This is a genomic window from Roseburia sp. 1XD42-69, assembly GCF_003612565.1.
Taxonomy (GTDB): domain Bacteria; phylum Bacillota; class Clostridia; order Lachnospirales; family Lachnospiraceae; genus Roseburia_B.
Genome location: NZ_RAZG01000022.1, coordinates 40,486 through 64,327, shown reverse-complemented (window position 1 = coordinate 64,327; position 23,842 = coordinate 40,486). Strand labels below are relative to the sequence as shown.

General features: G+C 44.9%; 20 protein-coding genes, 1 tRNA gene and 2 pseudogenes. 4 read left to right on the top strand and 19 right to left on the bottom strand.

Annotated elements, in window-relative coordinates; all coding sequences use genetic code 11:
- Nucleotides 1–10: 10 nt before the first annotated feature.
- The 5 genes and pseudogenes from D7Y06_RS28255 to D7Y06_RS12440 all read right to left on the bottom strand — a co-directional run.
- Nucleotides 11–277, bottom strand: a pseudogene (locus D7Y06_RS28255) (phage replisome organizer N-terminal domain-containing protein); the annotation flags it as partial.
- Nucleotides 278–279: 2 nt separating this feature from the next.
- Nucleotides 280–387: pseudogene (locus D7Y06_RS27080) on the bottom strand (helix-turn-helix domain-containing protein); the annotation flags it as partial.
- Complete coding sequence (locus D7Y06_RS12450) at nucleotides 374–817, bottom strand: RNA polymerase sigma factor (protein WP_016303733.1); 444 nt, start codon at nucleotides 815–817, stop codon at nucleotides 374–376. The pseudogene D7Y06_RS27080 and the gene D7Y06_RS12450, both read right to left, overlap by 14 nt.
- A 76-nt stretch (nucleotides 818–893) precedes the next feature.
- Nucleotides 894–1,754, bottom strand: coding sequence for a radical SAM protein (locus tag D7Y06_RS12445; protein ID WP_120408115.1), 861 nt, complete (start codon nucleotides 1,752–1,754; stop codon nucleotides 894–896).
- A 191-nt stretch (nucleotides 1,755–1,945) separates the two neighbouring features.
- Nucleotides 1,946–2,449: a flavin reductase family protein gene (locus D7Y06_RS12440; RefSeq protein WP_120408114.1), complete on the bottom strand. Its 504-nt coding sequence runs from the start codon at nucleotides 2,447–2,449 to the stop codon at nucleotides 1,946–1,948.
- 190 nt (nucleotides 2,450–2,639) lie between these two features.
- On the opposite strand from D7Y06_RS12440, the gene D7Y06_RS12435 reads away from it, so the two are divergent.
- Nucleotides 2,640–3,005 (top strand): winged helix-turn-helix transcriptional regulator, encoded by a 366-nt coding sequence (locus D7Y06_RS12435; RefSeq protein WP_120408113.1) that lies wholly within the window; start codon nucleotides 2,640–2,642, stop codon nucleotides 3,003–3,005.
- Between the two features lie 242 nt (nucleotides 3,006–3,247).
- Here D7Y06_RS12435 and D7Y06_RS12430 read toward each other — a convergent pair whose 3' ends face one another.
- Complete coding sequence (locus D7Y06_RS12430; protein ID WP_243119307.1) at nucleotides 3,248–3,799, bottom strand: hypothetical protein; 552 nt, start codon at nucleotides 3,797–3,799, stop codon at nucleotides 3,248–3,250.
- 139 nt (nucleotides 3,800–3,938) lie between these two features.
- Nucleotides 3,939–4,301: a hypothetical protein gene (locus D7Y06_RS12425; protein WP_120408112.1), complete on the bottom strand. Its 363-nt coding sequence runs from the start codon at nucleotides 4,299–4,301 to the stop codon at nucleotides 3,939–3,941.
- A gap of 502 nt (nucleotides 4,302–4,803) precedes the next feature.
- Between D7Y06_RS12425 and D7Y06_RS27075 the strand changes: the two genes are divergently transcribed.
- On the top strand, nucleotides 4,804–5,124 hold the full coding sequence (locus tag D7Y06_RS27075) for a class I SAM-dependent methyltransferase (protein ID WP_243119305.1): 321 nt from the start codon (nucleotides 4,804–4,806) through the stop codon (nucleotides 5,122–5,124).
- A gap of 324 nt (nucleotides 5,125–5,448) precedes the next feature.
- Here D7Y06_RS27075 and D7Y06_RS12415 read toward each other — a convergent pair whose 3' ends face one another.
- The 6 genes from D7Y06_RS12415 to D7Y06_RS12390 form a co-directional block, all read right to left on the bottom strand.
- Nucleotides 5,449–6,057 (bottom strand): DNA-3-methyladenine glycosylase, encoded by a 609-nt coding sequence (locus D7Y06_RS12415; RefSeq protein WP_120408111.1) that lies wholly within the window; start codon nucleotides 6,055–6,057, stop codon nucleotides 5,449–5,451.
- A 23-nt stretch (nucleotides 6,058–6,080) separates the two neighbouring features.
- Nucleotides 6,081–6,629, bottom strand: a complete 549-nt coding sequence (locus D7Y06_RS12410; protein ID WP_120408110.1) for a GNAT family N-acetyltransferase — start codon at nucleotides 6,627–6,629, stop codon at nucleotides 6,081–6,083.
- A complete protein-coding gene (locus D7Y06_RS26550) occupies nucleotides 6,574–6,777 on the bottom strand; it encodes a hypothetical protein (protein WP_199714700.1) in 204 nt (67 codons plus the stop codon). Before D7Y06_RS26550 ends, D7Y06_RS12410 begins: the two co-directional genes overlap by 56 nt.
- Nucleotides 6,767–8,032, bottom strand: a complete 1,266-nt coding sequence (locus tag D7Y06_RS12400; RefSeq protein ID WP_120408109.1) for a Y-family DNA polymerase — start codon at nucleotides 8,030–8,032, stop codon at nucleotides 6,767–6,769. Before D7Y06_RS12400 ends, D7Y06_RS26550 begins: the two co-directional genes overlap by 11 nt.
- 75 nt (nucleotides 8,033–8,107) lie before the next feature.
- A complete protein-coding gene (locus D7Y06_RS12395) occupies nucleotides 8,108–8,884 on the bottom strand; it encodes an inositol monophosphatase family protein (RefSeq protein ID WP_120408108.1) in 777 nt (258 codons plus the stop codon).
- Nucleotides 8,885–8,893: 9 nt separating this feature from the next.
- Complete coding sequence (locus D7Y06_RS12390; protein WP_120408107.1) at nucleotides 8,894–10,258, bottom strand: MATE family efflux transporter; 1,365 nt, start codon at nucleotides 10,256–10,258, stop codon at nucleotides 8,894–8,896.
- 201 nt (nucleotides 10,259–10,459) lie between these two features.
- Here D7Y06_RS12390 and D7Y06_RS12385 point away from each other — a divergent pair, with 201 nt between their 5' ends.
- A complete protein-coding gene (locus tag D7Y06_RS12385; RefSeq protein WP_120408106.1) occupies nucleotides 10,460–11,773 on the top strand; it encodes an O-acetylhomoserine aminocarboxypropyltransferase/cysteine synthase family protein in 1,314 nt (437 codons plus the stop codon).
- A gap of 63 nt (nucleotides 11,774–11,836) precedes the next feature.
- On the opposite strand, the gene D7Y06_RS12380 is transcribed toward D7Y06_RS12385, so the two are convergent.
- The 5 genes from D7Y06_RS12380 to D7Y06_RS12360 form a co-directional block, all read right to left on the bottom strand.
- Nucleotides 11,837–11,907: transfer RNA gene (locus D7Y06_RS12380), tRNA-Gly, on the bottom strand.
- A 65-nt stretch (nucleotides 11,908–11,972) separates the two neighbouring features.
- Nucleotides 11,973–15,968: an efflux RND transporter permease subunit gene (locus D7Y06_RS12375; RefSeq protein WP_120408105.1), complete on the bottom strand. Its 3,996-nt coding sequence runs from the start codon at nucleotides 15,966–15,968 to the stop codon at nucleotides 11,973–11,975.
- 100 nt (nucleotides 15,969–16,068) lie between these two features.
- Nucleotides 16,069–17,439 (bottom strand): MATE family efflux transporter, encoded by a 1,371-nt coding sequence (locus D7Y06_RS12370; protein WP_120408104.1) that lies wholly within the window; start codon nucleotides 17,437–17,439, stop codon nucleotides 16,069–16,071.
- Nucleotides 17,440–17,468: 29 nt separating this feature from the next.
- Entirely contained in the window at nucleotides 17,469–19,205 is a 1,737-nt protein-coding gene (locus D7Y06_RS12365) for a methyl-accepting chemotaxis protein (protein WP_120408103.1), read from the bottom strand.
- Between the two features lie 15 nt (nucleotides 19,206–19,220).
- On the bottom strand, nucleotides 19,221–20,510 hold the full coding sequence (locus D7Y06_RS12360) for an extracellular solute-binding protein (protein WP_120408102.1): 1,290 nt from the start codon (nucleotides 20,508–20,510) through the stop codon (nucleotides 19,221–19,223).
- A gap of 134 nt (nucleotides 20,511–20,644) precedes the next feature.
- On the opposite strand from D7Y06_RS12360, the gene D7Y06_RS12355 reads away from it, so the two are divergent.
- Nucleotides 20,645–21,028: a hypothetical protein gene (locus tag D7Y06_RS12355; protein WP_120408101.1), complete on the top strand. Its 384-nt coding sequence runs from the start codon at nucleotides 20,645–20,647 to the stop codon at nucleotides 21,026–21,028.
- A gap of 139 nt (nucleotides 21,029–21,167) precedes the next feature.
- Here the strand turns inward: D7Y06_RS12355 and secA are convergent, their stop codons facing one another.
- On the bottom strand, nucleotides 21,168–23,738 hold the full coding sequence (gene secA, locus D7Y06_RS12350; protein WP_120408100.1) for a preprotein translocase subunit SecA: 2,571 nt from the start codon (nucleotides 23,736–23,738) through the stop codon (nucleotides 21,168–21,170).
- Nucleotides 23,739–23,842: the final 104 nt, after the last annotated feature.

Here is a 23,842-nt window from a genome sequence, read left to right as displayed (position 1 = left end):
GTAATCTCAATCATATGGTTTCTCCTTCCTCTACGCTGTAATCCCGGTTCCGGGCAGGCGGTTTCTCCTTCTTTTTGTCGGCGTTCGCCCAGCGCCGGATTGTGGCGGCGTGGTTTTTATATCCTTTTCCGCTGGATTCCATGTACTCGGACAGCCGCTCAATGTACTGTTCCCAAAGAGAGGGAAGTTCCGTCTGGAGTTCTGCCAGTTCTGCGGAAGATAGAAATACATTCCGGTATCTCCCATAAGCGTGTGTTATATCTCCCTCTCTATTCTCTATACTCTTATTCTCTTGCTGTAATGCCGTAAAACCTCGTCCACGGCTTCCGGCTCTCCGCTGGTTGCCCGGACAATGGTTTCATACGGTATAAGATTAGGATTCCCCATGTAAAAGCACCTCCATTTCCTCCTGCAACATCTGTAATGCGCTGTGGATATAATGCCATGCCGTACTCTTGCATTGCCCGTATAAATCCGCGATTTCCTGCTGTGTGTAATTCCCGAAAAAGTAAAGGTAAATGATTTCCCTCTTTTTCTCCGGCAATGATAACAGGGCGGCGGCAAGCTCCCCATTGGTGAGTATGATTGTCTGACCGCATATCGTAACGGGGTATTGTTCGTAGGGTGATTTGAGAAATTCGTCTGATGTGCTTAGAGGGTAGAACTTTTCTTCTGTGAGGTATTCAAAGGATATTTCTTTTTGCCGCCGCCTGTTCCTGTCGCGCCATGCGTTGATAGCGGCATAGCGTATGACAACTTTGCAAAAGGCGTTGAAAGAATACACGATATGTTCTTTGTATGCTTCTGTACAAGCCATAGAAAAATCCTCCTTTCTCCCACATGGGGCGGTGCTTGGTTTACGGTTGCATTTATAATCCAGAGGGGCGGCAATTTTATATTGTCGCCCTCTGATTGTCTTTAGCGTTTGACTGCTTTTTTTCTGCAACAAGTAAACTATGATAAAAATAATTTGTATACTTGATATTTTTTTGAGCGCAATAACTATCTATATCAGCGGATAATTGTTTCCAATATTCCATGTTCTTATTGTTATATATGTCTTTATAACCACTTAAATATTGTGGGTATTTTTCAGAAACGTATTGAAAAATATCCTGTTTGTAATTCCCACGAAGATTCAAATTCTCGAACCAATATTCACATACAAACGCTGCTGTTGCTTCAATGATTTTTTTAAAATCTGTTATATACGGAAATATGGGTGACATAAATAAAACTGTATAAATACCCTGTTTATGTAATTCCTTTAATGCTGTAATCCGCTGTGTAATGCTGCTGGCGTTATCCATATCACTTTGAAAATCGTTATCTAAAGTGTTAATAGAAATTGCAACTACTAAATTTTTCAGCTCTGTTAATATATCAATATCTCTTAGTATCAAATCAGACTTTGTGGAAATAGTAATCAAACAATCCGCTTTCTTTAGCTGCTTTAAAACATTTCTTGTCACTTGATATTTTGCTTCAAAAGGATTATAACAATCCGTTACAGAAGAAATAAATACAGATTTTTGATACAGCTTTTTTACACTAATTGTTTTATCACAACGCTTTATATCTATAAAATTTCCCCATTCTTCTGTATGTCCTGTAAATCGTTTCATAAAACGGGCATAGCAGTATTTGCAAGCGTGAGGGCAGCCAACATAAGGATTGATTACATAATCACTAGCTGGTAAATTCGATTTTGTAATCAAGTCTTTTGTAACAATTTCTTTTTCTATTATGCTCAAGATAAATCACCTCCATAAAACAAACAGAAATATACATTTTTATTAATTGCCTATTATATTCAAAAGGGCGGTAGCACTTTAAGCTATCGCCCCTCTGAATTATCAGCCTAAAATTGAATAGGCTGTCCACAATGGTGCTTATAACTTTTGTTTTCCGTTGATTGATTTGTCTACTTTTTTGTTACACTAATTTATTTTTCCTGTGCCGGAGCAACTTTCGCATAACCGTCCCATGCAAATAATGCGTCTTTTGATTCATCTGCAACGATTTTCTCAATGTTGCAAAGATACAAGTAATGGTCGCCGAATTCCATAGTTTGTGCAAGGGATACCACAAAGGCAACTCGTGTATCCTCTGGAATTTGAATATTGCTTCCCTCAATATTTTGTAACACAATCGGTGTTTCTTTCAGCTTGTCCTGCTCGTTGCCGCTGAAAGAACCATATGCCATTACTGCATTGTTTAAGCTGACACCCGGAGCAGCAAAAACCGCTTTTCCTGTCCGGCGAATGTTACTGCCGGAATTAGATTCTTTTCCCATTGCAAATGCAAGCATAGGCGGGTTATAAGATGAGTACATAAAGAACGATACCGGAGCCATATTAAGGCTTCCATTTTCCTTTGTCGTGCAAAGCAGCATAAGCGGGTCTGGTGAGGTAACTGCTGTTGCCTGTTCAATGTTAATTTCTTTCATGATAAAACTATCCTTTCTATGATAAAATTTTTGAATTACAGCAGAGCCTTTGTTGACTTTTGCTGATAAGATAATTATACTTAGTTTGAAATGTTCTTCAAGTACGCAGAATATTCTTACATAGTATGGTAGACCATACTGTTAAACACATATTTGATATATTCATATCCTAAAGAAAGGACGATTCAGTATGGATAAGGATTTAACTTATGACGAATGGACACAAAAAGTTAAAATCGGTATTCTCACCGAAGCTGGTAATTGCCCGGTAACATCTTTAATTATCATGTTACAAGGCAAATGGAAATTTCAGATTATTTACGAAATGTGTATTAAATCCCCTATACGTTTTGGCGAATTGAGAAAAAACATTGACGGCATTACAAATACAATGCTCACTTCTTCTTTGCGCGAACTGGAAAAAGACGGGTTGGTGTCACGAATACAATTTAACGAAATTCCTCCCCATGTAGAATATTCTCTGACTGATAAAGGCGCAGCATTATTGCCTGTCTTTTACGCTATGACAAAATGGGGGCTAACCTATATTCCGTAAAATAAAAATATGTTTTAAAAGATAAAGAAAAAGAGGGATTCCGTAGTAGTCGGCATTGTGCCGTAATGTGTATAACTGGCTGTCTTATGGAATTGTGGGTAACTCTGTTTGCAGGACGTGGGAAAGCTGCTCTTTGCTTTTCCATGTGCTGTGAACAGAGTTATCCATGATTCCATAGCCTGTTATGCACATTTCCACAATGCGCCCTTGCTTTTCCGGCTCTTGATGTTCAGACGGGGAGGCTATGCGGTTCTCTCTGCTTCCTGTTTTTTCCTGTGGTATGCTTCCCTCCTTGCGGCAAGATAATTCTCATAGCGTTCCACCGCTTCGGGGTTTCCAGTGGCGGCTTCCTCATACATTTTCTGCCGGGATTTCTTGGTGGCCTCGGAAGCATACGCCCGCTTTTTCGCAAGCTCTGCCGCCGCTGCCGGGTCGGTTTCGGCTTGCCGTACCAGCTTTTCCCTTGCTATCTTTTTCCGGCTCTTGTGGGCTTCCAGACGTTCCGATTCCTCCGGCGTTAAGGCTTCCCCCTCTTTTTGGGCGGCGGCAAGCTCTTTGAGCGTCCTTGTCTTTGGCTGTCCGGCTTTCTGCCTTTCGCACCATGCCTTATGCTGTGCGGCTTTTTTCCGGCGGTATTCCGCAAGCCGTTCCGTTTCCTCCGGCGTAAGCTCTGCCCCGGTCTTTTCCAGTTCCATAAGTTCCTTTATGGATTTTTTCTTAGGCGGCTTGGGCGGCTCTGTGGCTTTTCGTTTCTCCCTCCAGTGGTTAATCCAAAAAGCGCCTCGCCAGACCAATTACTCCCTTATCATAAAAAAATAAGTGCAGAAGGTAAAGCACTGATGAAATGCTTTATCTCTTACACTTATATGGTACTAAAAAGCGGCGTTCCTGTTCTCCCATGTAGAGAGTAAGAAACGCCGCCTGTGCGGGTCGTTATTCTTTTTCGTCTGCGATTATGTCCTGCATGACTTCCCCAAAGTCTGCCGTAAAGGAAAAAATGAAGTATTCCAAAACGGCGGGGTCTGCGTCCATAGGCTCGGCTTCCCCGGAAAAGGGCAAGCCCATAAGCCCGTAGAGCATTTTGATGATTTTGAACAGCTTCCCCCGGTCGGCGGGAGTGTTCATGGTAACAAGAATATCTGTCAAGCGGTTTATGGTTTCCATATCGCCGCCCGTCGTTACCCATACCATTTCTGCGAATGGCTGCGTGATTGCCCCGGCTACAAGGTTTATCTTATCCTTGCCGATTTCGCCGGACGGGAGTATAATACCCTTGTCTAAAAGCTCGTTTTTCATGTCGTCCTCCTGTTCATGCGTCTAAATTTTTGACGCTATTTTGCCGCCCTTGCTCCAAAAGTGGGCTTGTAAAGAGATACGGCGTGATATAAGCAGAAACGGCAAGAACCTTGAAAAATCAATGGTTTTTGCCGTTTTCTATAAAGGCTTGTAAGAAGTTATAAGACGATTTTCGTCTATAAAATCAATAAAAAAGCTTTAGATGTTCTGAAGTTCTCTAAAAATTATGATGAAGTCAAAAACGCAATCGCGCTTTGTAATGCTATAAAAGGCACTGGTGTATGTATATCTTCCCCAATCGAAACAACGGATGGGCGGACATGCGTACAGGACGGCGAACTGTTTTTCTATGTAACCAGGCGAATCTCCGGCACACAAATAACTGCCCATGATTTTTATAAAGGAGATTATACCGCAAAGGCCAGATTTATTGGTGAAATTATCGGGCAGCTGCATCTCATTCTGTGTCAGGCTAAAACATCGGTAAATGACGTGAATCTGCATGAATCCGTCAAACATTATCATGTCCCACGCTGGTGCAGGTAGTGGACGATTTTCTATTCTTCTTGCAGAACATGGCTGCCAGGTTACACATTTTGACATTTCTCAACCTATGATAGACAAAGCAATAGAACTGGCAGAGCAAGCGGGCGTTATTGACAGAATAACTTTTGTAAAAGGCGCACTGGAAGATTTGGGTGATTATAGAAATAAATCCTTTGATATGGTAGTTTCTTTTGATGCGCCGATTTCATATACCTATCCGAATCAGGAACACGTTATCGGTGAGCTTGTGCGCATTGCAAAAAAAAACATATTATAATAAGTGTAACAAGCCGTTTGGGCAGTTTGCCGTATCTTGCTAATCCCATTCAGAAAAATCAGTTTATACTGAATGAACATTCTGACGACCCTTTTATACAATGGTGTATATCAAACAGGCAAAATGCAATAGATACATTTAATTAAAAAAAAGCAGTATAGAAAAACTAATGACAGACGGATTTATGGGAGGAGAAAACGAAATGGCCGAATATGAAAAAGGAGGCGCTCCGTGGTGTATAACATATACTTTTATGCCAAATGAATTAGAAGGTTTACTCCGCCGCTTTGGAGTGAAAAATATTGAGATGGCAGATCCCGGCGCTTACCGTGAAACAAAAGAATTCCCCTTTATGGAAAAACGCCACAAAAAATCCTTCGCCTCTTGGGCATAATCGATATTGATGCGCTTCGTCCTGTCTATCTCTTCCGGCTTAAGTGCCGGGGTGTCTTCCAGATAAAAACTGTCCCCGCACAAATCCTCCCCGTAATTATCCTTGGTAATCCCCATGGCCTGGCACAACTTTCCCGGCCCGCTGCACAGATTTTTTATTTTATCCGTCTTTCTCCTGGCCTTCATTAAATCTATGCCCTCAAAGGGCTCTAACGCCCTTAAGAGCAGGACTTCCGGCAGGTTTTCCCGGTTTGTCACAATATTCATGCAATGGTACATGCCGTAAATAAGGTACACATAGGCATATCCCCCCTGGCCGAACTGAATCTCTGTCCGTTTTGAACGGAGATTCTTGTAGGAATGGGCGGCCTTGTCACAAAGCCCGTTGTAGGCTTCCACCTCCACAATTTTCCCCTTAGCAGTTCCCTCTTTTGTGACATGCACCAGGGTTTTTCCCAAAATTTCCTCCGCTACAAGAAGCACATCCCTGTTGTAAAACTCCCTGGCTAATTTTACAGGATAACCGTTTTTTTCTGCCATATCTTTTGTGCCATACTCCTTTTCTAAAGCTTTTTTATCATGGTATATTCTTTCAACATCCTGCCGTCTTTTAAACAGACAGCGTCCGGTAAATATCCCGCCTGGACAAACCCCATTTTCCTGTAGAGGGCCATCCCTCTCTCATTGCCTTCAAACACCCCAAGCTCCAACTGTTTTATCCCCAGGTCTTCACTTATCTTTATAATTTCTTCAACGAATAGCGTGCCGATTCCCATATTCCAATACTTTTTTAAAACACCGATTCCGATGCTGCCCCGATGCTTTGTCTTTATGTGGGCTTCCCGCTTTAAAGCAATGCTTCCCGAAATCTTTCCGTCAATTTCACAGACCAGTATCAGACTGTCGTTGGAATCCTGCCTTTCTTTTAAAAAATTCCGTTCCCCTTCCTCGTCCATATCTACGCATTCCTCCGGGTAACGCATTAAAAAATCCGTTTCCCCCGAAATTTTCTTCTGAAGCTCTGCCATCTCCAAAGCATCCTCTGGTACAGCATTTCTAAGTGCTGCCTTTTTCCCGTTTTTCAATATAATCTCTTTTGTCTGAAATTTCATTTATACTTGTCTCCTCTTTTAAGATTTCCCGTAAAAACTCCTGCTCTTTTTTTGCCAGGGCCTCCTTAAATCCTTTCAGTGCGTCAAAGGGCATAAACTGTTTTGCCCTCTGTCTCCTCTCCATTTTGGGACGCATTTTATCCCCCACTCTTATGCCCCCCAATCTGGTTGTTTCGTTCCCTGGCAGTTCCCGCTTCCAGCAAATCCATTCCCCGGAAAAGAGCATTTTTCCCATAGCGATGTTTGATTTCAAGAGCTGCCCTCTGAAGCTTTTTATCCCGGTCAATCCGGCCGTCATGGGAAAAGAGATTGTACTGTCTGTAACCTTCCTCCGGCACAGTACTGCAGGTTAAGGTAAATTTCCGAATGGGTTTGTCTCTCCGGGTGATTCGCTCATATAAGTTCAATAGATATGGTATCAATACCATATAGGAATTTTCCGGATGATGCATAGAAACTGTCCCTGAGGCAGGCTTTATTTCTGTCTCATAGGAATACCCCACGGAAAGGGACACCGACCGGGCGGCAACTCCTTTTTCCAACATGGAAAGGCACAGATTGTCCGTCATTTCTTTTAAAATAAGCCCGCCTTCCTCAAAGGAATAATCCCTTAAAAGCACCTGGCTGCTGGAGAGAGAATTGTGCTTTGGCACATAGGACTTAATGTCTTCTATTGTGACACTTTCCCTGCCCCAGGCATGGTCGATTAAAAGTTCCGCATCCACGCCAAACATGCGGTAAAGCTGCTCTTCCTCTGCAAAGGCCACATCCTCCATAGTTATAAGCCCCGCATGGGAAAGCCTTTTCATGATTCCTGTTCCCACCCGGAAAAAATCAGTAAGAGGTTTGTGACGCCACAGTTTCTTCCGATACAAACCCTCGTCAAGGAAAGCGATATTGTCCTCTGCATGTTTTGCCAAAATATCCAAAGCCACTTTTGCCAGATATAGATTCGTGCCAATCCCTGCCGCTGCTGTAATCCCCGTAGTTGTTAAAACATCCGCCATAATTTCTTGCGCCAGCTCCTTTGCCGTAAGACCGTAGAGAGAAAGGTAGGGGTTCACATAAAAAAATGCCTCGTCTATGGAAAATACATGGATATCCTCTTTTGCAAAATACTTTAAATAAATACCATAGATATCAGCGGAATACTGGATATACCGTCTCATACGGGGCGGTGCTTTCAAATACTCCACATTCTTCGGGATTTCATAAACCCTGCACCTGTTTTTTATCCCCAGGGATTTCATAGCTGGCGAAATGGCAAGGCAGATCGTACCCTCTCCCCGGTCAGGGTCAGCCACAGCCAGGTTCGTTGTCATAGGGTCAAGTCCTCTGTCCACGCACTCCACAGAGGCATAAAAGGATTTTAAATCAATACAAAGGTACATGTTTTCTTCCATGGGAAAATTCTCCTGTGATTTAGAATTTCCCTTATCATGCCCTTTTTGTCCTGATTTCAAACCTCAATCTTAATTTTATTCCACCATGTCCATAATCTGAAGCAGTGCATCCATAGAAATTTTTCCCCCGCAGGCAATTACCCCCTGGGGATTAGCAAACTGCAAAGGCTCCCCCTCTGCACCTCTCACATGGCCTCCTGCCTCCTCCACAATGAGAGACGCCGCCGCATAATCCCAGGGCGAAAGCCGCAGTTCAAAATATACCCCTGCCCTGCCGCTTGCCACATCGCACAAATCAATGGTGGCGGATCCGCTCCTTCTCACATCCAAAGACTGGGTAAACAATACCTGGGCAAGATTAAAAGATCTCTCCCACAACTCTTCATAATAGGGCGCCGTTCCAAATAGAACAAGGCTCTCACTTAAAGTATCCTCAGACACATGGATAGGCTTCCCGTTTAAGAAAGCACCTTCGCCCTTTTGCGCCGTATACATTTCATCCCGGTAAGGGTTATACACAACTCCCAAAACCGGCTCTCCATCCTTTAAAAGCCCTACGGAAATGGTACTGGCATGATACCCCTTGATAAAGTTCGTGGTACCGTCAATTGGGTCTACCACAAAGAGATACCCTTCTTTTGTAAAATGTTTTCCCACTTCCTCCTCCCCCATAAAAGCTGCTTTTGGCAAAATTTTTCCAAGGCGCTCAAACAGCTCCTGCTGCACGCACTTATCATATTTTGTCACAAAATTTGCATGTCCCAGCTTACTGCTGGTAGCATTTTGTATATTCTCCGCCTCCAGAATAATTTTGCTGCACTCCCTCACAGCCCCCATAATTTGTTCCAGCATAAAATCCTCCTATTTTTCCACTGAACTGTAACCGTTTTTCATGTGTTTCTTTTTTACCCCCAAGTAACAAAGAGCATGCACCCCTCCTGTTATAAACCAGCTGACAGGATAAGAAATATAAAGATTAAGCAGTGACCTGTGCCACTGGAAAATCGTAAAAATCCATAAAATCCTAAGGCCGCAGGCTCCCAAGAGGGACACCACCATAGGCATAAAAGAATATCCCATTCCCCGAAGGGCCCCTACAAACACATCCATAATTCCACACAGGCAATATGTAGTGCAAATCACCGACAGGCGCATAATTCCATAGCGAATCACTTCCCCGTCGGAAGAATATATGTGAAGAAGGGGTTTTCCTGCCAGGTAAGCCGCCCACCCCATGGAGAGTCCCACAAATGTCACCATGGCAAGGCACAAAAGCAGTACCTGGTTAATTCTCTTTATTTTCCCTGCCCCTAAATTCTGGCTGGTAAAACTCATAGCCGTCTGATGGAAAGAATTCATGGCAATATAGATAAAACCTTCCAGATTCATGGCAGCGGTATTTCCTGCCATAGCCACGGAACCAAAAGAATTCACGGAAGACTGTATCAGAACATTTGACAGGGAAAAAACAACCCCCTGCAGTCCTGCAGGAAATCCGATTCTTATAATCTGAATTGTCTTGTCTTTTTTCAGGCAGAGTTTTTTTAAATCAAGCCTGCAGCTACCCTCCAGCCGGGAAAGGCACCGAAGAATCAAAAAGGCAGAGAGTACCTGGGATATCACCGTAGCCATTGCCACTCCTGCCACCCCTAGCTGAAACCCAATGACAAAAATCAGGTTTAATATTACATTTAACACCCCTGATGCCATAAGATAATATAAGGGGCGCCTAGTATCCCCGATGGCTCTCAAAATAGAACTGCCAAAATTGTAGAGAAGCATTACCGGCATCCCCATAAAATATATTTTCATATAAAGGGCAGCCTGTCCTAACACTTCCTCCGGTGTCCCCATCCACACTAAAATCTGCCTGGTAACCACAACTCCCAGCACCAGAAGCAAAACACCGCAGATAATGCTTAACAAAATGGCACTGTGTACCGTCTCACTTGCATCCTTCTCTTTTTTTGCCCCGTAAAACCTGGCAATCAGCACATTTGCCCCCACGGAAAAACCAATAAATAAATTGGTCAAAAGATTTATCAGGGAGGAGGTGGATCCCACCGCCGCAAGAGCCGTGCTCCCGGCAAACCTTCCCACCACCACCGTGTCCGCGGCATTAAACAAAAGCTGCAAAATTCCTGACAACATCAAGGGCAAGGAAAATGTGAGAATTTTCCCAAACAACGGCCCGTTGCACATATCGATTTCGTATGATTTTTTCATCTCTATCCCCTTTTACATTGCCAAACAACGGCAAAGAACCTTACATAATTCCATTATATTCCCATGGAATGGGAAATTCAAGGTTTGGAGTAAGAAAAGAAAAAATGAAACTCCCTATGTAAAAACTTCTTGACAAATCAACCTTGGAGTTTTATATTATACTTAATTCATATAGAAAAGATAGGTAATAAGGAGAAAATTATGGAAAAGAAATTATTACGAAACGAGAGAAACTTAAAATTTGAAACAAAACAGCTCCATGTGGGACAGGAGAAACCGGACCCGGTAACAGACGCCAGGGCCGTGCCGATTTATCAGACATCCTCCTATGTATTTCACAATTCTGACCACGCAGCCGCCAGGTTTGACCTTACGGATGCGGGAAATATTTATGGACGGCTGACAAATCCTACCCAGGACGTGTTTGAACAGAGGATTGCGGCATTAGAAGGCGGTACGGCGGCTCTTGCCGTGGCCAGCGGCGCAGCGGCAATCACTTACACGTTCCAGAACCTTGCAAAAAACGGAGACCATATTGTTTCGGCAAAAAACATTTACGGGGGCACATATAACCTTTTAGCCCACACCCTTCCAGAGTACGGCATCACCGCAGATTTTGTGGAACCCCTGCCGAAGGCTTTTGAGGCGGCTATCCGGGAAAACACCAAAGCGCTTTTTATAGAAACCTTAGGAAATCCCAACTCCGACGTGACTGATATAGAAGCCATTGCGAGAGTTGCCCACGCCCACAAAATTCCCCTGGTGATTGACAATACTTTCGCCACCCCCTACCTGGTAAGGCCCATAGAATACGGAGCTGACATTGTGGTACATTCCGCCACAAAATTTATCGGCGGACATGGGACAACCATTGGCGGTGTGATTGTAGACAGCGGAAAATTTGACTGGGAAGCATCCGGGAAATTCCCTTCCCTCACAGAGCCAAACCCAAGCTATCACGGCGTCAGCTTCACAAAGGCGGCAGGGCCAGCGGCATTTGTCACAAAAATCCGCGCCATTCTCCTTCGGGATACCGGTGCAACCCTATCTCCCTTCCATGCATTTTTCTTTTTGCAGGGCCTGGAAACCTTATCCCTCCGGGTGGAGCGCCATGTGGAAAACGCCCTGAAAGTAGTGGAGTATTTAAAGAACCATCCCCAGGTGGAGGCCGTGCACCATCCCTCTGTCTCTAAAGATGTTTTACAGCAGGAACTATATAAAAAATATTTCCCCAATGGAGGCGGCTCCATCTTTACTTTTGAGATAAAGGGAGATGCAGAAAAGGCAAAAGATTTTATTGATAATCTGGAAATTTTCTCACTCCTGGCAAATGTGGCTGATGTGAAATCTCTGGTGATACATCCTGCCTCTACCACCCACTCCCAGTTAAACGAAGAAGAGTTAAGGGAGCAGGGAATTCAACCCAATACCATTCGCCTTTCCATTGGTACGGAACATGTGGATGATATTATAGAGGACTTGCAGGAGGCTTTTAAAGCTGTAGAAATCCATTAGGGAAGTTTATCTTCCCTGGGCATAAAAATAAGGAAATCCACTTTGGATTTCCTTAAAATATAGAGCGGGTGATGGGAATCGAACCCACGTATCTAGCTTGGAAGGCTAGTGTTCTACCATTGAACTACACCCGCTTGTTTTGACAACAAATACATTTTACATAAAAATGTATTTGTTGTCAATAGGAAATTTAAAATTTTTATCCCTTCTGCTGAAGCTGTTCCATAAACTCTGCCGCATCGTCTGGCACATCATCGATAGTATCATCCCCCACGTCAATCTCTTTTACTTCTTTCCTGTAAAGAATATCGTAGAGCACCGGAACCACAAAGAGGGTCATTAAGGTGGCATACAATAGACCTGCCGCCACTACAATGGCCATGCCCCTTCCCATCTCACTTCCGCTGGTCTTGCTGAAAAGCATGGCAAGCATGGCAAGAATTGTGGTAAATGCCGTCATAAGGATGGGCCGCATACGTGTTTTTCCCGTAGCAATAAGGGCATCCCGTTTTTCCATCCCTCCTAAGCGGAGCTGGTTTGCGTAATCCACAAACACAATACCGTTATTTACCACCGTACCCATCAGTACCAAAAATCCAATCAGGCTGATCAGGGACATCTGCTCCCCGGCAAAAAGCATTCCAAGAAGTCCGCCGGTAAATGCCAGGGGTACGGTAAATATAACAATAAAGGGGGACAAAAGGCTTTGGAACTGGGCCACCATAATCAGATAAATCAATAAAAATCCCAAAAGCATCAATTTTCCCATCTGGACAATCATGTCCTCTGTATTGCTGGCTTCCCCTCCAAATTCCACAGTATAATTTTCGGGCAGGTCGTAGTCTTTTAATAAATTCTCTACTTTCCTTGCCAAAAGTGTGGTATTATATCCCTTCATGGTAGCCGCTGTCACGCTCATAGTACGCACCTGGTTGGAACGGCCGATGCTGTTGACGCCGGGACTGTATTTTAATGTGGCAAACTCACTTAATTTGTGGGTTTCTGTCACCTGTTTTCCCTCATCATCCACAGTCTGGGTTTCAAATTCCATATCCATCAAATTTTCTTTTGTGAGCAAATCCGTCTCATTGACAATTTTTACATCCATGTCTGTCTCGTCCACTTTCAGGGTCACGGCGGTTTTATCCGTGGTGAGCCTGTCGGAAATCTCCCCGTAAATCTGGGCGCCTGTCAGCCCTAAGCGCATGGATTCATCTTTGTCAATATTTAAATGTATTTCTTCGTCCGCATCCTCCTGACCGTTGGTAATATCGGAAAATCCTTCCACCTTTTCAAGCATTCCCATGATTTCTTCCGTAATGCTCTTTAACTTTTCCAAATCCGGGCCAAAAACGTCAATCTGCAAGCCGCTTCCCATCATAGCCTCCATATCCCCCATCATGGAATTGGAAACCGTCACTTCACAGTCCATATCCTTTGTCTTTTCCTCAATCGAATTGCAGATTGCATTTATCTGGCTGATATCCGTATACTCCTCTTTTGGCAGGATAAAGTAAGAATAATTGGTGTAATTTTCAGAACCGGAGGACATTCCTCCCACTAAACTAGAGGAGGCCCCGGCGTCCATAGCCCCCACATATTCCACGCCTTCCACTTCTAAAACGGCGTTCATCACATCATCCGCCTTTTTGTATGCCGTCTTTTTATCGTCCTCCTGGGGCACTTCCATGGTAACAGAAATCTGGTCGCTGCCCATATCCGGGAACATAACAATTCCCATGTTAATCACTGCGTTGATACAGAATGCCAAAAGCCCCACCGACACTGCCAGCGGAACAATTTTAAACCGCAGGCAGAAAGCCAGAACATTTCCGTATACTTCCTGAATCCTGTCAAAAACCTTATGCTCCTTGGGCTTTACATTTTTAAGCATGACGGAACCCATTGTGGGAACAACAGTAATGGCCACCACAAGAGATGCCATAAGGGCAAAGGAAATCGTCAGGGCAAAGGGCAGCATTAATTGTCTTACCAGTCCCGTGGTAAATACCATGGGGAAAAATACACAGATGGTAGTTAACGTGGATGCAAGAATTGCTCCCGCCACCTGCTTTGCCCCCTGAACGGCAGCCCTGGGAGCCGCAAGCCCCCGGTATCTTAACCTGTAAATATTTTCAATAACTACAATGGAGTTATCCACCAGCATTCCCACCGCCAGGGCCAGGCCGGAGAGAGACATAATGTTAATGGAAATATCCGTAAAATACATAATGACAATGGACAAAAGCACACTAAAGGGTATGCTGAAAGCCACAACAAGGGTAGGACGGATATCCATTAAGAAGATGGCAAGGATAACAATGGCAAGCAATGCCCCCTGGACCATGCTGCTTACCAGGCTTTCGATAATCATGGCGATATAATCCCCCTGGTCCACAAGAGCCGTGATATCAAGCCCCTCATACTCCGCCTCAAGCTCTTCCATGGCCTGGTTACAGTCTTTTGACACATCGGAAGTCCCCGCTGTGCTCCCCTTAAAAATAGACAGCACAACGCCGGGGTTGCCGTTTACTCTGGCATAGGTTTCCTCCGCATTGTCTAAAACCACAATATCCGCCACATCCTCAAGGCGTACATCCCCGATATCCTCTATATTGCAAAGCACCATATCCTCAAGCTGTTCTGGGGAATCATAGTTTTCCCCCACTTTTAACAGCCACTGGTTGTCTTCCTTATCATCCACATATCCTGCGGGCATGGAAAAGTTCTGGGCATAAATCATGCCGGACAATGTCTCTAAGGTAAGCATCTGGTTGATATTTGCATTTTCCCTGGCCTCTTTTGCAGAATCCTGGTAGGTCTCGTTTGCCTCCTCAAGCTGTTCCTTTGCCTCGTCCATAGCAGATTTCGCCGCTGCAATCTGGGCGCTGCCGGAGCCAAATCCTGCAGCCGCAGAGATTTTTCCCTGCTCTGCCTGAACATACGCATCATCAATGGTGGACATCTGCTTTTTCACCTGTTTTAATACTTCTTCCGCAGCCTTTATCTCGATTTCCAAATTGGCGAGCTCCGTATCAATCTGGGGCAGACGGGTATTTACGATATCGTATACCTGTTTTAAAGTCTTTTTATCTATGGATTGGGCCTGGCCTGCCATCTCCGGGTCAATCTGGGAATCTGGCATGGCAGCAAGTGTCTCCACAGCATTTTTAAAATATTTTAATTTATCCGGATTGTCTATGGCGTCTTTTATGTCAGAAGGCATGTTTGCGGACTGGAGAGGGGACATCTCCCCCATCTGGGCTTCTAGCGCTTCCACCGCCGCCTTCATCCCCATAAACATGCTGTTTAGACTCTCATAGCTCTCTAAAATCTTGTTTTCCTCGTAAGCTTTTTTCTCCGCCTCCAAAGCGGCCTTGCTGGTCTTTAAATTCGTAAGCTGAGCCTCGTAGGACGCTCTCGCCGCCACGGCCTCATTTAACTTTAAAGTGGCGTCCGCCAGTTGGGAAGAGGTCTCGTCCTGCTTTGTGGAAAGTTCGCTCTCCTGTTTATCTATCTCGCTTCTGGCATCTGTTAACTCCCTCTGGGCATCATCCAGTTCCGCCTGGGCGTCATCTAACTTATCGTTTGCTTTTGCAAGGACTTTCTCGTTGATTTTATCTATCTTACCCTGATTTAAACGGACTTCTATCATATGTTCCACGATACCCATATCCGTCACTCTTGCCACGCCGCTCTGCCGTTCAAAATAGGGGGAAATTTTATCCTCCACAAAGTCCGACAGTTCATAGATATCTTTTCCCTCATAGCTGACGCTGACATACATGGTCGCCATCATATCCATACTGATTTCCATAATATTGGGCGTGCCGCAGGTATCCGGCAGGGAAGACTCAAGCTGGTTTACCGCCGAGGAAACTTTTACCATGGCAGAGTCCATGCTGGTATCCTCCGCAAACTCCAAAGTCACCATGGAATAATTTTCCGCACTGGTACTGGTGACATTTTCCACCCCGCTTATGGTGCCAAGGGCGCTCTCCATAGGCTTGGTCACACTCTCCTCCACCTTCTCCGGGCTTGCTCCCGGATATGTGGTGATTACCATCATATAGGGCATATTCATTTCCGGCAGAAGATCTGTTTTCATACCGGAGAGGGACACAAAGCCGATTACCAGCACAATAATCACTGCAACTAACACTGTAAAGGGTTTCTTTACGCTATACTTAATCATGTTTCCTCCCTGTGAAAAAATCCTGTGTTTTCATCCAAGCGAATACATTTTAAACCTATTGCTCCTCTTTTACAATGATTTTGATTAAATTCATGCTTTTTTAAGATTTTTCCATCTTTGCACTATCCACCATGGATTTTGTCCTCCATTTTCCCTGGAGAAAGCGAATCAGACAAAAAGCCCCGGTGAGTACCCAGGTCAGGCCGTTGGTATACCAAACGCCCCACATGCCCACGGCGGGAATCATCATTAAAATCCATGCAAAACCAATTCTCCCCACAACCTCTGTGGCGCCGTTTAACATGGCAAACATGGCGTCTCCCACCCCGTTTAGCATTCCCCGCATCACATAGATAAGCCCAAGGCCCACATACATGCAGCTTGTAATCCGAAGGCCCTTGGCACCAATTTCAATCACTTCCGGGTCATTGACAAAAAGGCTCACAATGGGGTTTCCAAAGAGGAACATTACCACAATCATTACAGCAGAAAAACCAATCACCAGGTACACGCTCATTTTGCACCCTTTGGACACCCGCTCATAATCCCCCGCACCTGCATTTTGTCCTGCAAAAGTAGAAACAGCCGTCCCCAGAGAGCCGAAAGGCTGCTGCACCAGCTGCTCCACCCTTCCGGTGGCCGTGTAAGCCGCCATCACCACCGGTCCAAAACGGTTTACCACACTCTGCAGTGCCACGCAGGAAAAGGCAATCAGGGCATTTTGGGATGCCATGGGAATCCCAATCTGGAAACTCTTTTTCACAATTTCCCTGTCAAATACAAAATGGCGTTTTTTTAGTTTCAAATAGGGATTTTTCCACATGCCGAAAAGTATGGAGCCAATCATGGAAAAAAGCTGCGCAATCACCGTTGCCAAGGCAGCCCCCGCAACTCCCATATGAAAATTCACCACAAATAAAAGATCCAGCACCACATTGATTGCACATGCTGTTACCAGAAAAATTAAGGGCGTTTTGGAATCCCCCAACGCCCTTAAGATACATGATACAGTATTATAACCTGCCACAATCACCGTGCCCCCGCAGACAATCTGCATATAAGTCTTTGCATCAGCAAATGCCTCCGGCGGCGTGTGCATTGCATGTAAAATCGGCTCAGCCAAAAATACGGCAAACAGGCTCATAAAAAAGCCTGTTCCTATGGTAATGTACACCGCATTGGCATTAATTTTTTTCACATATTCATCCTGCCCGGCCCCAAAATACTGGGAAATTAAAATTCCGATCCCGCTGCCAAGGCCGATGCAGAGAGAAAAAAACAAAAAATTTAAACTTCCCACGGAGCCCACCGCCCCCAATGCATTGGCCCCCACAAATTTTCCCACAATAACAGAATCTACCATATTGTAAAACTGCTGGAAAATATTTCCGATGAGCATAGGCACTGCAAAGCGCAGCAAAAGCCCCATCTCATTTCCTTTTGTCATATCACAAACATACTTCTTTTCCACAATACTCTCCTCTTACTCACAAATCTAACTTACAGCTTTGTGAAAATTGCGGTTTCCTTCTTTAAATCTCCTGCTATTTCATAATTTTCATCCATACGCCTGGAGATATTTTCCATATCCTCCACCAGTCCCTGGGTACTGTCCGCCGCATTGCTCACGCCGGAAACACCGTCCTCAATGGCATGGGCAATGGTGCTTATGGATTCCGCAATTTCCCCCATAGTTACCTTCAATACTTCCGTCCGCTCGTCCAGTTCATTCATGACCAACTCGATATTGGAAGCTTTTTTCTTATACTCGCTGCCGGATTCCACAAAAGAGTCAAACTCCGGCAAAATAGAATCACTCATATACTGCACAAGACCGTTGGCGTTTTCCGCCAGATTATGTACCGCAGCAGTCACCACATTATTTATCTGCTGGATATGGTTTGCAGCCTCCTGGCTGGCAGTTGCAAGCTGGCTGATTTCCGTTGCCACCACTGCAAATCCCCTTCCGGCCTCCCCAGCTCTGGCCGCTTCTATAGAAGCATTTAAAGCCAAAAGATTTGTCTGGCTTGCAATATTTAAAATGTCATTGGTAAGATTATTTACCTGATTGACACTGTCGCTCTCCTCAATGGCCTGATTCAGCACATGTAAAATTTCATTGACCTTCACCTCGGTAGACTCTTTGTTTGTCCGTGCCGCCTCTTCCATGGAGTCTGCGTGGTCTTTCATATCCCTGGCATAATCGTTAATTTCCGTACAGCGCTGTGCAATAGCATCCACCTCGTTTTTCACAGAATCCGTATTGGAATTAATCAGGGTGGCATTTTCAGACATTTCCTGCATGGTAGCGGAGAGTTCCTCCGTCAAGGCGGAAAGGTCTGACACGTTGGAGTTGGAGGTAATGACGCTCTCCCGCACCTCGTTTACAACTTCCTCCATCTTCCGGGAATTACTGATGATAATTTTAAAGATATCCTGGAGTTTTCCCATAAATACATTGATGCCGCTGCCAACCTCGGCAACTTCCCTGTTTGCCAAAATGGTGACACGCCTTGTCAAATCTCCCTCTCTGTTGTCGATACCCGTAATAATATTGCTGATTTCTTTCTGCGTTTTTGTCAATGGCATAATAACCATTTTCAGCACGCTTAAAACCGCAAAGGCTAAGGACACCAAACTGACAATAATCGTAATGGCGCTGATAAACAGAGAACTCTGGTACACTTCCCTAAGCTGGGTCTTTGCCATGTCCGACCGATTGTTTACCACTTCTTTTATATGCTCAATATCCGCCTGCATCTGCTCCGCACAGTTTGCGATAGTCCCGTTGGCCAGACCATAAGCTTCGGCATTTTTACTGGCTGCGCTGTAAGCCATAAGATTGGCTATCTCATATTTCAACTGCTCATAATTTGCCAGAAGGTCATCATAACTCCCCTGGCTTTCCTCGGTAATATACATATGAAAATGTTCCAGATATCCCTCCAGCACTATCTGCCTGGCACGGATGTCGTCCACCAGCATAAGCATGGTGTCCAAATCTGTGGCAATAATATGAGATAAGCCCTGTTTATGTATTTTCTGGGTCTCGTTTTGTATGTCCGCCAGTTCCGATATGCATGACATGTACCCGTCGGCAATCTGTCTGGCATTGGAATTTACCCGCTGGATATTGCCCACGGCTGCCACATTGGAAATAATAGAGACAATCCCCAATATGAAAACCGGAATCAAAATAATCATTTTTGTACTTATGCGTCCCTGTCTCTTATCCATTGCTGTGCCTCCCGTCTATTGAACTGTACTGGCTGTGATACCGGCTACCAGCATGTCCATAACTTCCTGCAATTCCATTCCTTTTAAATTGCCTGCAGCCATCATTTCGCCGAAATCCATAAAAGGATCCCAGTAGCTGTTGCCTACCCGCTGCAGTTTGCCGTACTCTGCCTGGGCAATGACTGCCTGGATTGCCGGTATACTTCCCACCAATTCAGAGGAAGCCACATTCTTGTTGGAGGGTCCCTGATTTCTCACTTCCAGGCGAAGTTTCTGATTCTCCTCATTGGTAAGATAATCTGCAAGTTTTAAAGCCCACCCTTTCTGTTTGGAGTAATAATTTACCCCCAGCATTTTGTATCCTTTAAAGGAAGACATCTGTATCTGCTTCCCTTCGCAGGTGTAAGTGGGGAGTTTCACAGCACCGTAATCCTTGCCCCAGGCCTGCTGTATCTCAACGGCATTCCAAACACCGCTGACACCTGCGATAACGCTGCCATTTTTCACACCTTCCAGGAACTCGGCATCAAGACAGTTTTTAAATCCGGGATGGGCTCCTATGGTAAGCATTGCCTGGGCAATATCCACTCCCTTCACATCTCCCTCCGTGGCATTCCAGTTACAGTAATTGGTAATTCCATCCTCATTAATACCGAAATCCAGTCCTGTGCCTCCAAAAAAGGCATACAGATACCAGCCTGAACTCCAGTCCATAGTAAATTTCTTTTCATTGGCTGCTGCCACTGTCAGAATGCCGTCTAAAGTCTGCACATCCACATCACTGAGATATTTTTTATCATAATAAAGAAAATATCCGTTATCCGCTGTCATGGGATAGGCATAAAGTGTATCCCCCACGCTTGCTGCCGCCACTGCATCTTCCAGATTGGCCTGCTTGACTTCCTCCTGGTTCTCCACAGGATGCAGGGCTCCCCCTCCCACTAAATCCGTGAGCTGATCGTCTACCATAACAAAAATATCCGGCGCATTGTGAACATCGTTTAACACATTTTCCCGGATATTGGCGTCCGCATTTTCCACCAGGTTTACTTTCAAATCCACTTCCCCTGCATGTTCCGCCTTAAAATTTTCTATCATGGTATTTAACAAATCGAAATTGGCGGCCTCAGACCACATGGTTAATTCCACCGTACCGCTCTCCAAGGTTACTTCCTCCTCCGGGGACTCAATGGGAATTTCCGTCTCCTCAGGCGCCCCGGTCTCTGCCGGCTGGTTCCCGCAGCCTGCCAGTGCGGCAACGATTCCTGCTGTAAAAAACAGCCCTAACGCAATCTTTTTCTTCATTGTATGTCTCCTTTATGTATCACATGAAATTAACATTATCTTTTTCACTATTTCTATTTTACAAAAATATGATATATTTTTCAATATTGAGTTTATAATAGTTTCACAATCATTGAAAGGGGACTTTACGTTAAATGGAAAAAAAGTTATATATCAATAAAGAGGAACAGGAAAAATGCAGAAATGTGGTAAATGCTTATGCGGAAGAATTTGACGATGAAACCCTTCTGGTCCTGGAAGCGGGCCGGTTCGGTTTTGTTAAGCTTCAATATTACAATGACCCTTACGGTTTTGAGGACGCCCTTATCTTTCACGACAGCTTCAGCCTGTTTCAAGATTTATGGGAAGAGTGGCTTCATATACAGCTTTTAAACCTGACAAAGGATACGAAAATGGCGGAAATGGAATATGAGGACATGTTCCGTCATCTCGCAAAAGAAAAGCAGGAGAAGCTTATGGAAAAAAGAAATTATTTTGCAGCGAAAGCAAACATGGAATCTTTTTTTCCTCCTCTTTGATTTTTCCCTCTTCACCGGTGGAGCGGTACTGTTGGCTTATATATTGCGAATTCTACCAACATCAGGGGCATATTCCCCTGCAATGTTGATAGATTCGTCTTCTCTTTTAAACGGCACAGCGGAAACAGCTTTCATATTCTTACGCCATTCTGCCGCAGCACTGCTTATATTTTTTCCCGCTGCCGCAGGGACATGGATCATTTGGATAAATCTTGGCCGCATCCCGCTTCTTGGGCCCTCTTGCGGCAGATTCATCCTTATTGGTACCTGTTACTTTTGCCACCTGTTCACGCTCTACCTTCTGCTCAATGCGCACATGGTAGAGAAGCCGCACCGTCTCCTCCTGGATATTGGCAATCATATTGTCGAACATATCAAACCCGCTCATTTTATACTCCACTAAGGGGTCACGCTGGGCATATGCCTGAAGGCCGATACCCTGGCGGAGCTGATCCATATCATCAATGTGGTCCATCCATTTTCTGTCAATCACCTTTAACAGTACCACACGCTCCAATTCACGGAACTGCTCCGGCTCCGGAAACTCCGTCTCCTTTGCCTCGTACAATTTCACGGCTTTTTCTTTCAGGGAGTGTTTTAACTCCTTGTTGTTTTTCATCTCCTGCACTTCTTCCGGTGTGACAGGGGCTAAGGGTATCATAGGAAGGAGGATCTCATTTAATTCCTTCACATCCCACTCCTGGGGGGGAAGTTCATTGGAGATACACATATCCACCGTAGCCTCCACCCGGTCTGTAATCATTTTAAAGATAACATCCCGCATACTCTCCCCGTTTAACACCCGAAGGCGCTCCGCATAGATAATCTCCCTCTGGTCATTCATTACCTGGTCGTACTCTAAGAGGTTTTTACGGATGCCAAAGTTGTTGTACTCTATCTTTGTCTGAGCTTTTTCTATGGCGCTGGAGAGCATCTTGTGCTGAATCTGCTCCCCGTCGGGCACGCCTAATGCGTTAAACATGGACATGAGTTTTTCCGATCCGAAAAGACGCATCAAATCATCTTCCAGGGAAATATAAAACTGGGATTCTCCCGGGTCTCCCTGACGTCCGGAACGCCCCCTTAACTGATTGTCAATCCGCCTGGACTCATGGCGCTCCGTACCGATGATTTTTAATCCCCCGGCTTCCCTTGCCTCTTCGTCTAACTTAATATCGGTACCACGCCCCGCCATGTTGGTGGCAATGGTCACTGCACCGTGGACGCCGGCCTGGGCCACAATCTCCGCTTCCTGCTCATGAAACTTGGCATTTAACACATTGTGCTTAATGCCACGGCGTTTTAACAGCTTGCTTAACTCCTCGGAAGTTTCAATGGTAATGGTACCCACCAAAACAGGCTGTCCCTTTCCGTGGGCTTCTTCCACTGCGTCGCACACCGCCTGCATTTTTTCCCTTTTGGTCTTATAAACCACATCCTGCAAATCCTCTCTGGCAACGGGACGGTTGGTGGGAATCTCAATCACGTCCATGCCGTAGATATCCCGGAACTCTTTCTCCTCCGTCAAAGCCGTACCTGTCATACCGGATTTTTTCTCAAATTTATTAAAGAAATTCTGGAAAGTAATCGTTGCAAGGGTTTTGCTCTCCCGTTTCACCTTCACATGCTCTTTTGCCTCAATGGCCTGGTGAAGCCCGTCAGAGTAACGCCGTCCCGGCATAATACGCCCGGTAAACTCATCCACAATCAATACCTCGTTGTCCTTCACCACATAATCCTGGTCTTTAAACATAAGGTTGTGAGCCCTTAATGCAAGAATCACATTGTGCTGGATTTCCAGGTTTTCCGCATCCGCCAGGTTGTCAATTTTAAAGAACTGCTCTACTCTGCGGACACCTTCCTGGGTTAAGTTTACCACTTTGTCCTTTTCATTTACCACAAAGTCCCCTGTCTCCTCGATTTCCACCCCCATAATGGCATCCATCTTAGAAAACTCCTGGCTCTCCTCACCTCTGGTTAGCTGCTGGGCCAAAATATCACAGGCCTCATAAAGCCTGGTGGATTTCCCGCTCTGGCCGGAGATAATTAAAGGCGTCCTGGCCTCGTCGATAAGCACTGAGTCCACCTCATCGATAATGGCATAGTGAAGGCCCCTCTGCACTAACTGCTCCTTGTATATGACCATATTGTCCCTTAAGTAGTCAAATCCCAGCTCATTATTTGTGATATAGGTGATATCGCAGTTGTAGGCTTCCCTTCTCTCGTCATTGTCCATGGAATTTAACACAACGCCCACGGTAAGCCCTAAAAATTCATGTATCTGTCCCATCCACTCCGCATCACGCTTTGCCAGGTAATCATTTACCGTTACAATGCAGACGCCCTTTTCCTCTAAGGCATTTAAATAGGCCGGCAGGGTGGACACAAGGGTTTTTCCTTCACCGGTGCGCATCTCTGCAATTCGTCCCTGGTGCAGAATAATTCCGCCGATAAGCTGCACCCGGTAATGCTCCATATTTAACACACGCCTTGCGGCTTCCCTCACCGTGGCAAATGCCTCCGGCAGAATATCATCCAATGTCTCCCCTTCCGAAAGACGTCTCTTAAACTCTTTTGTCTTTTCCCGCAGCTCTTCGTCTTTTAACTCCATATAAGAGTCACGGTAAGACTCAATTTTGTCCACAAGGGGATAAATCCTCTTTAATTCCCTTTCACTGTGGGTTCCAAATAGTCTTTGTATCGCATTCATATATTTTAGCTCCTATCAACTTCCAAAAATTACTGTAACATTCTCTGTCCTTCCCTATTGCAAACTACCTTGTATTGTAACACGTTCATTACCAATGCACAATA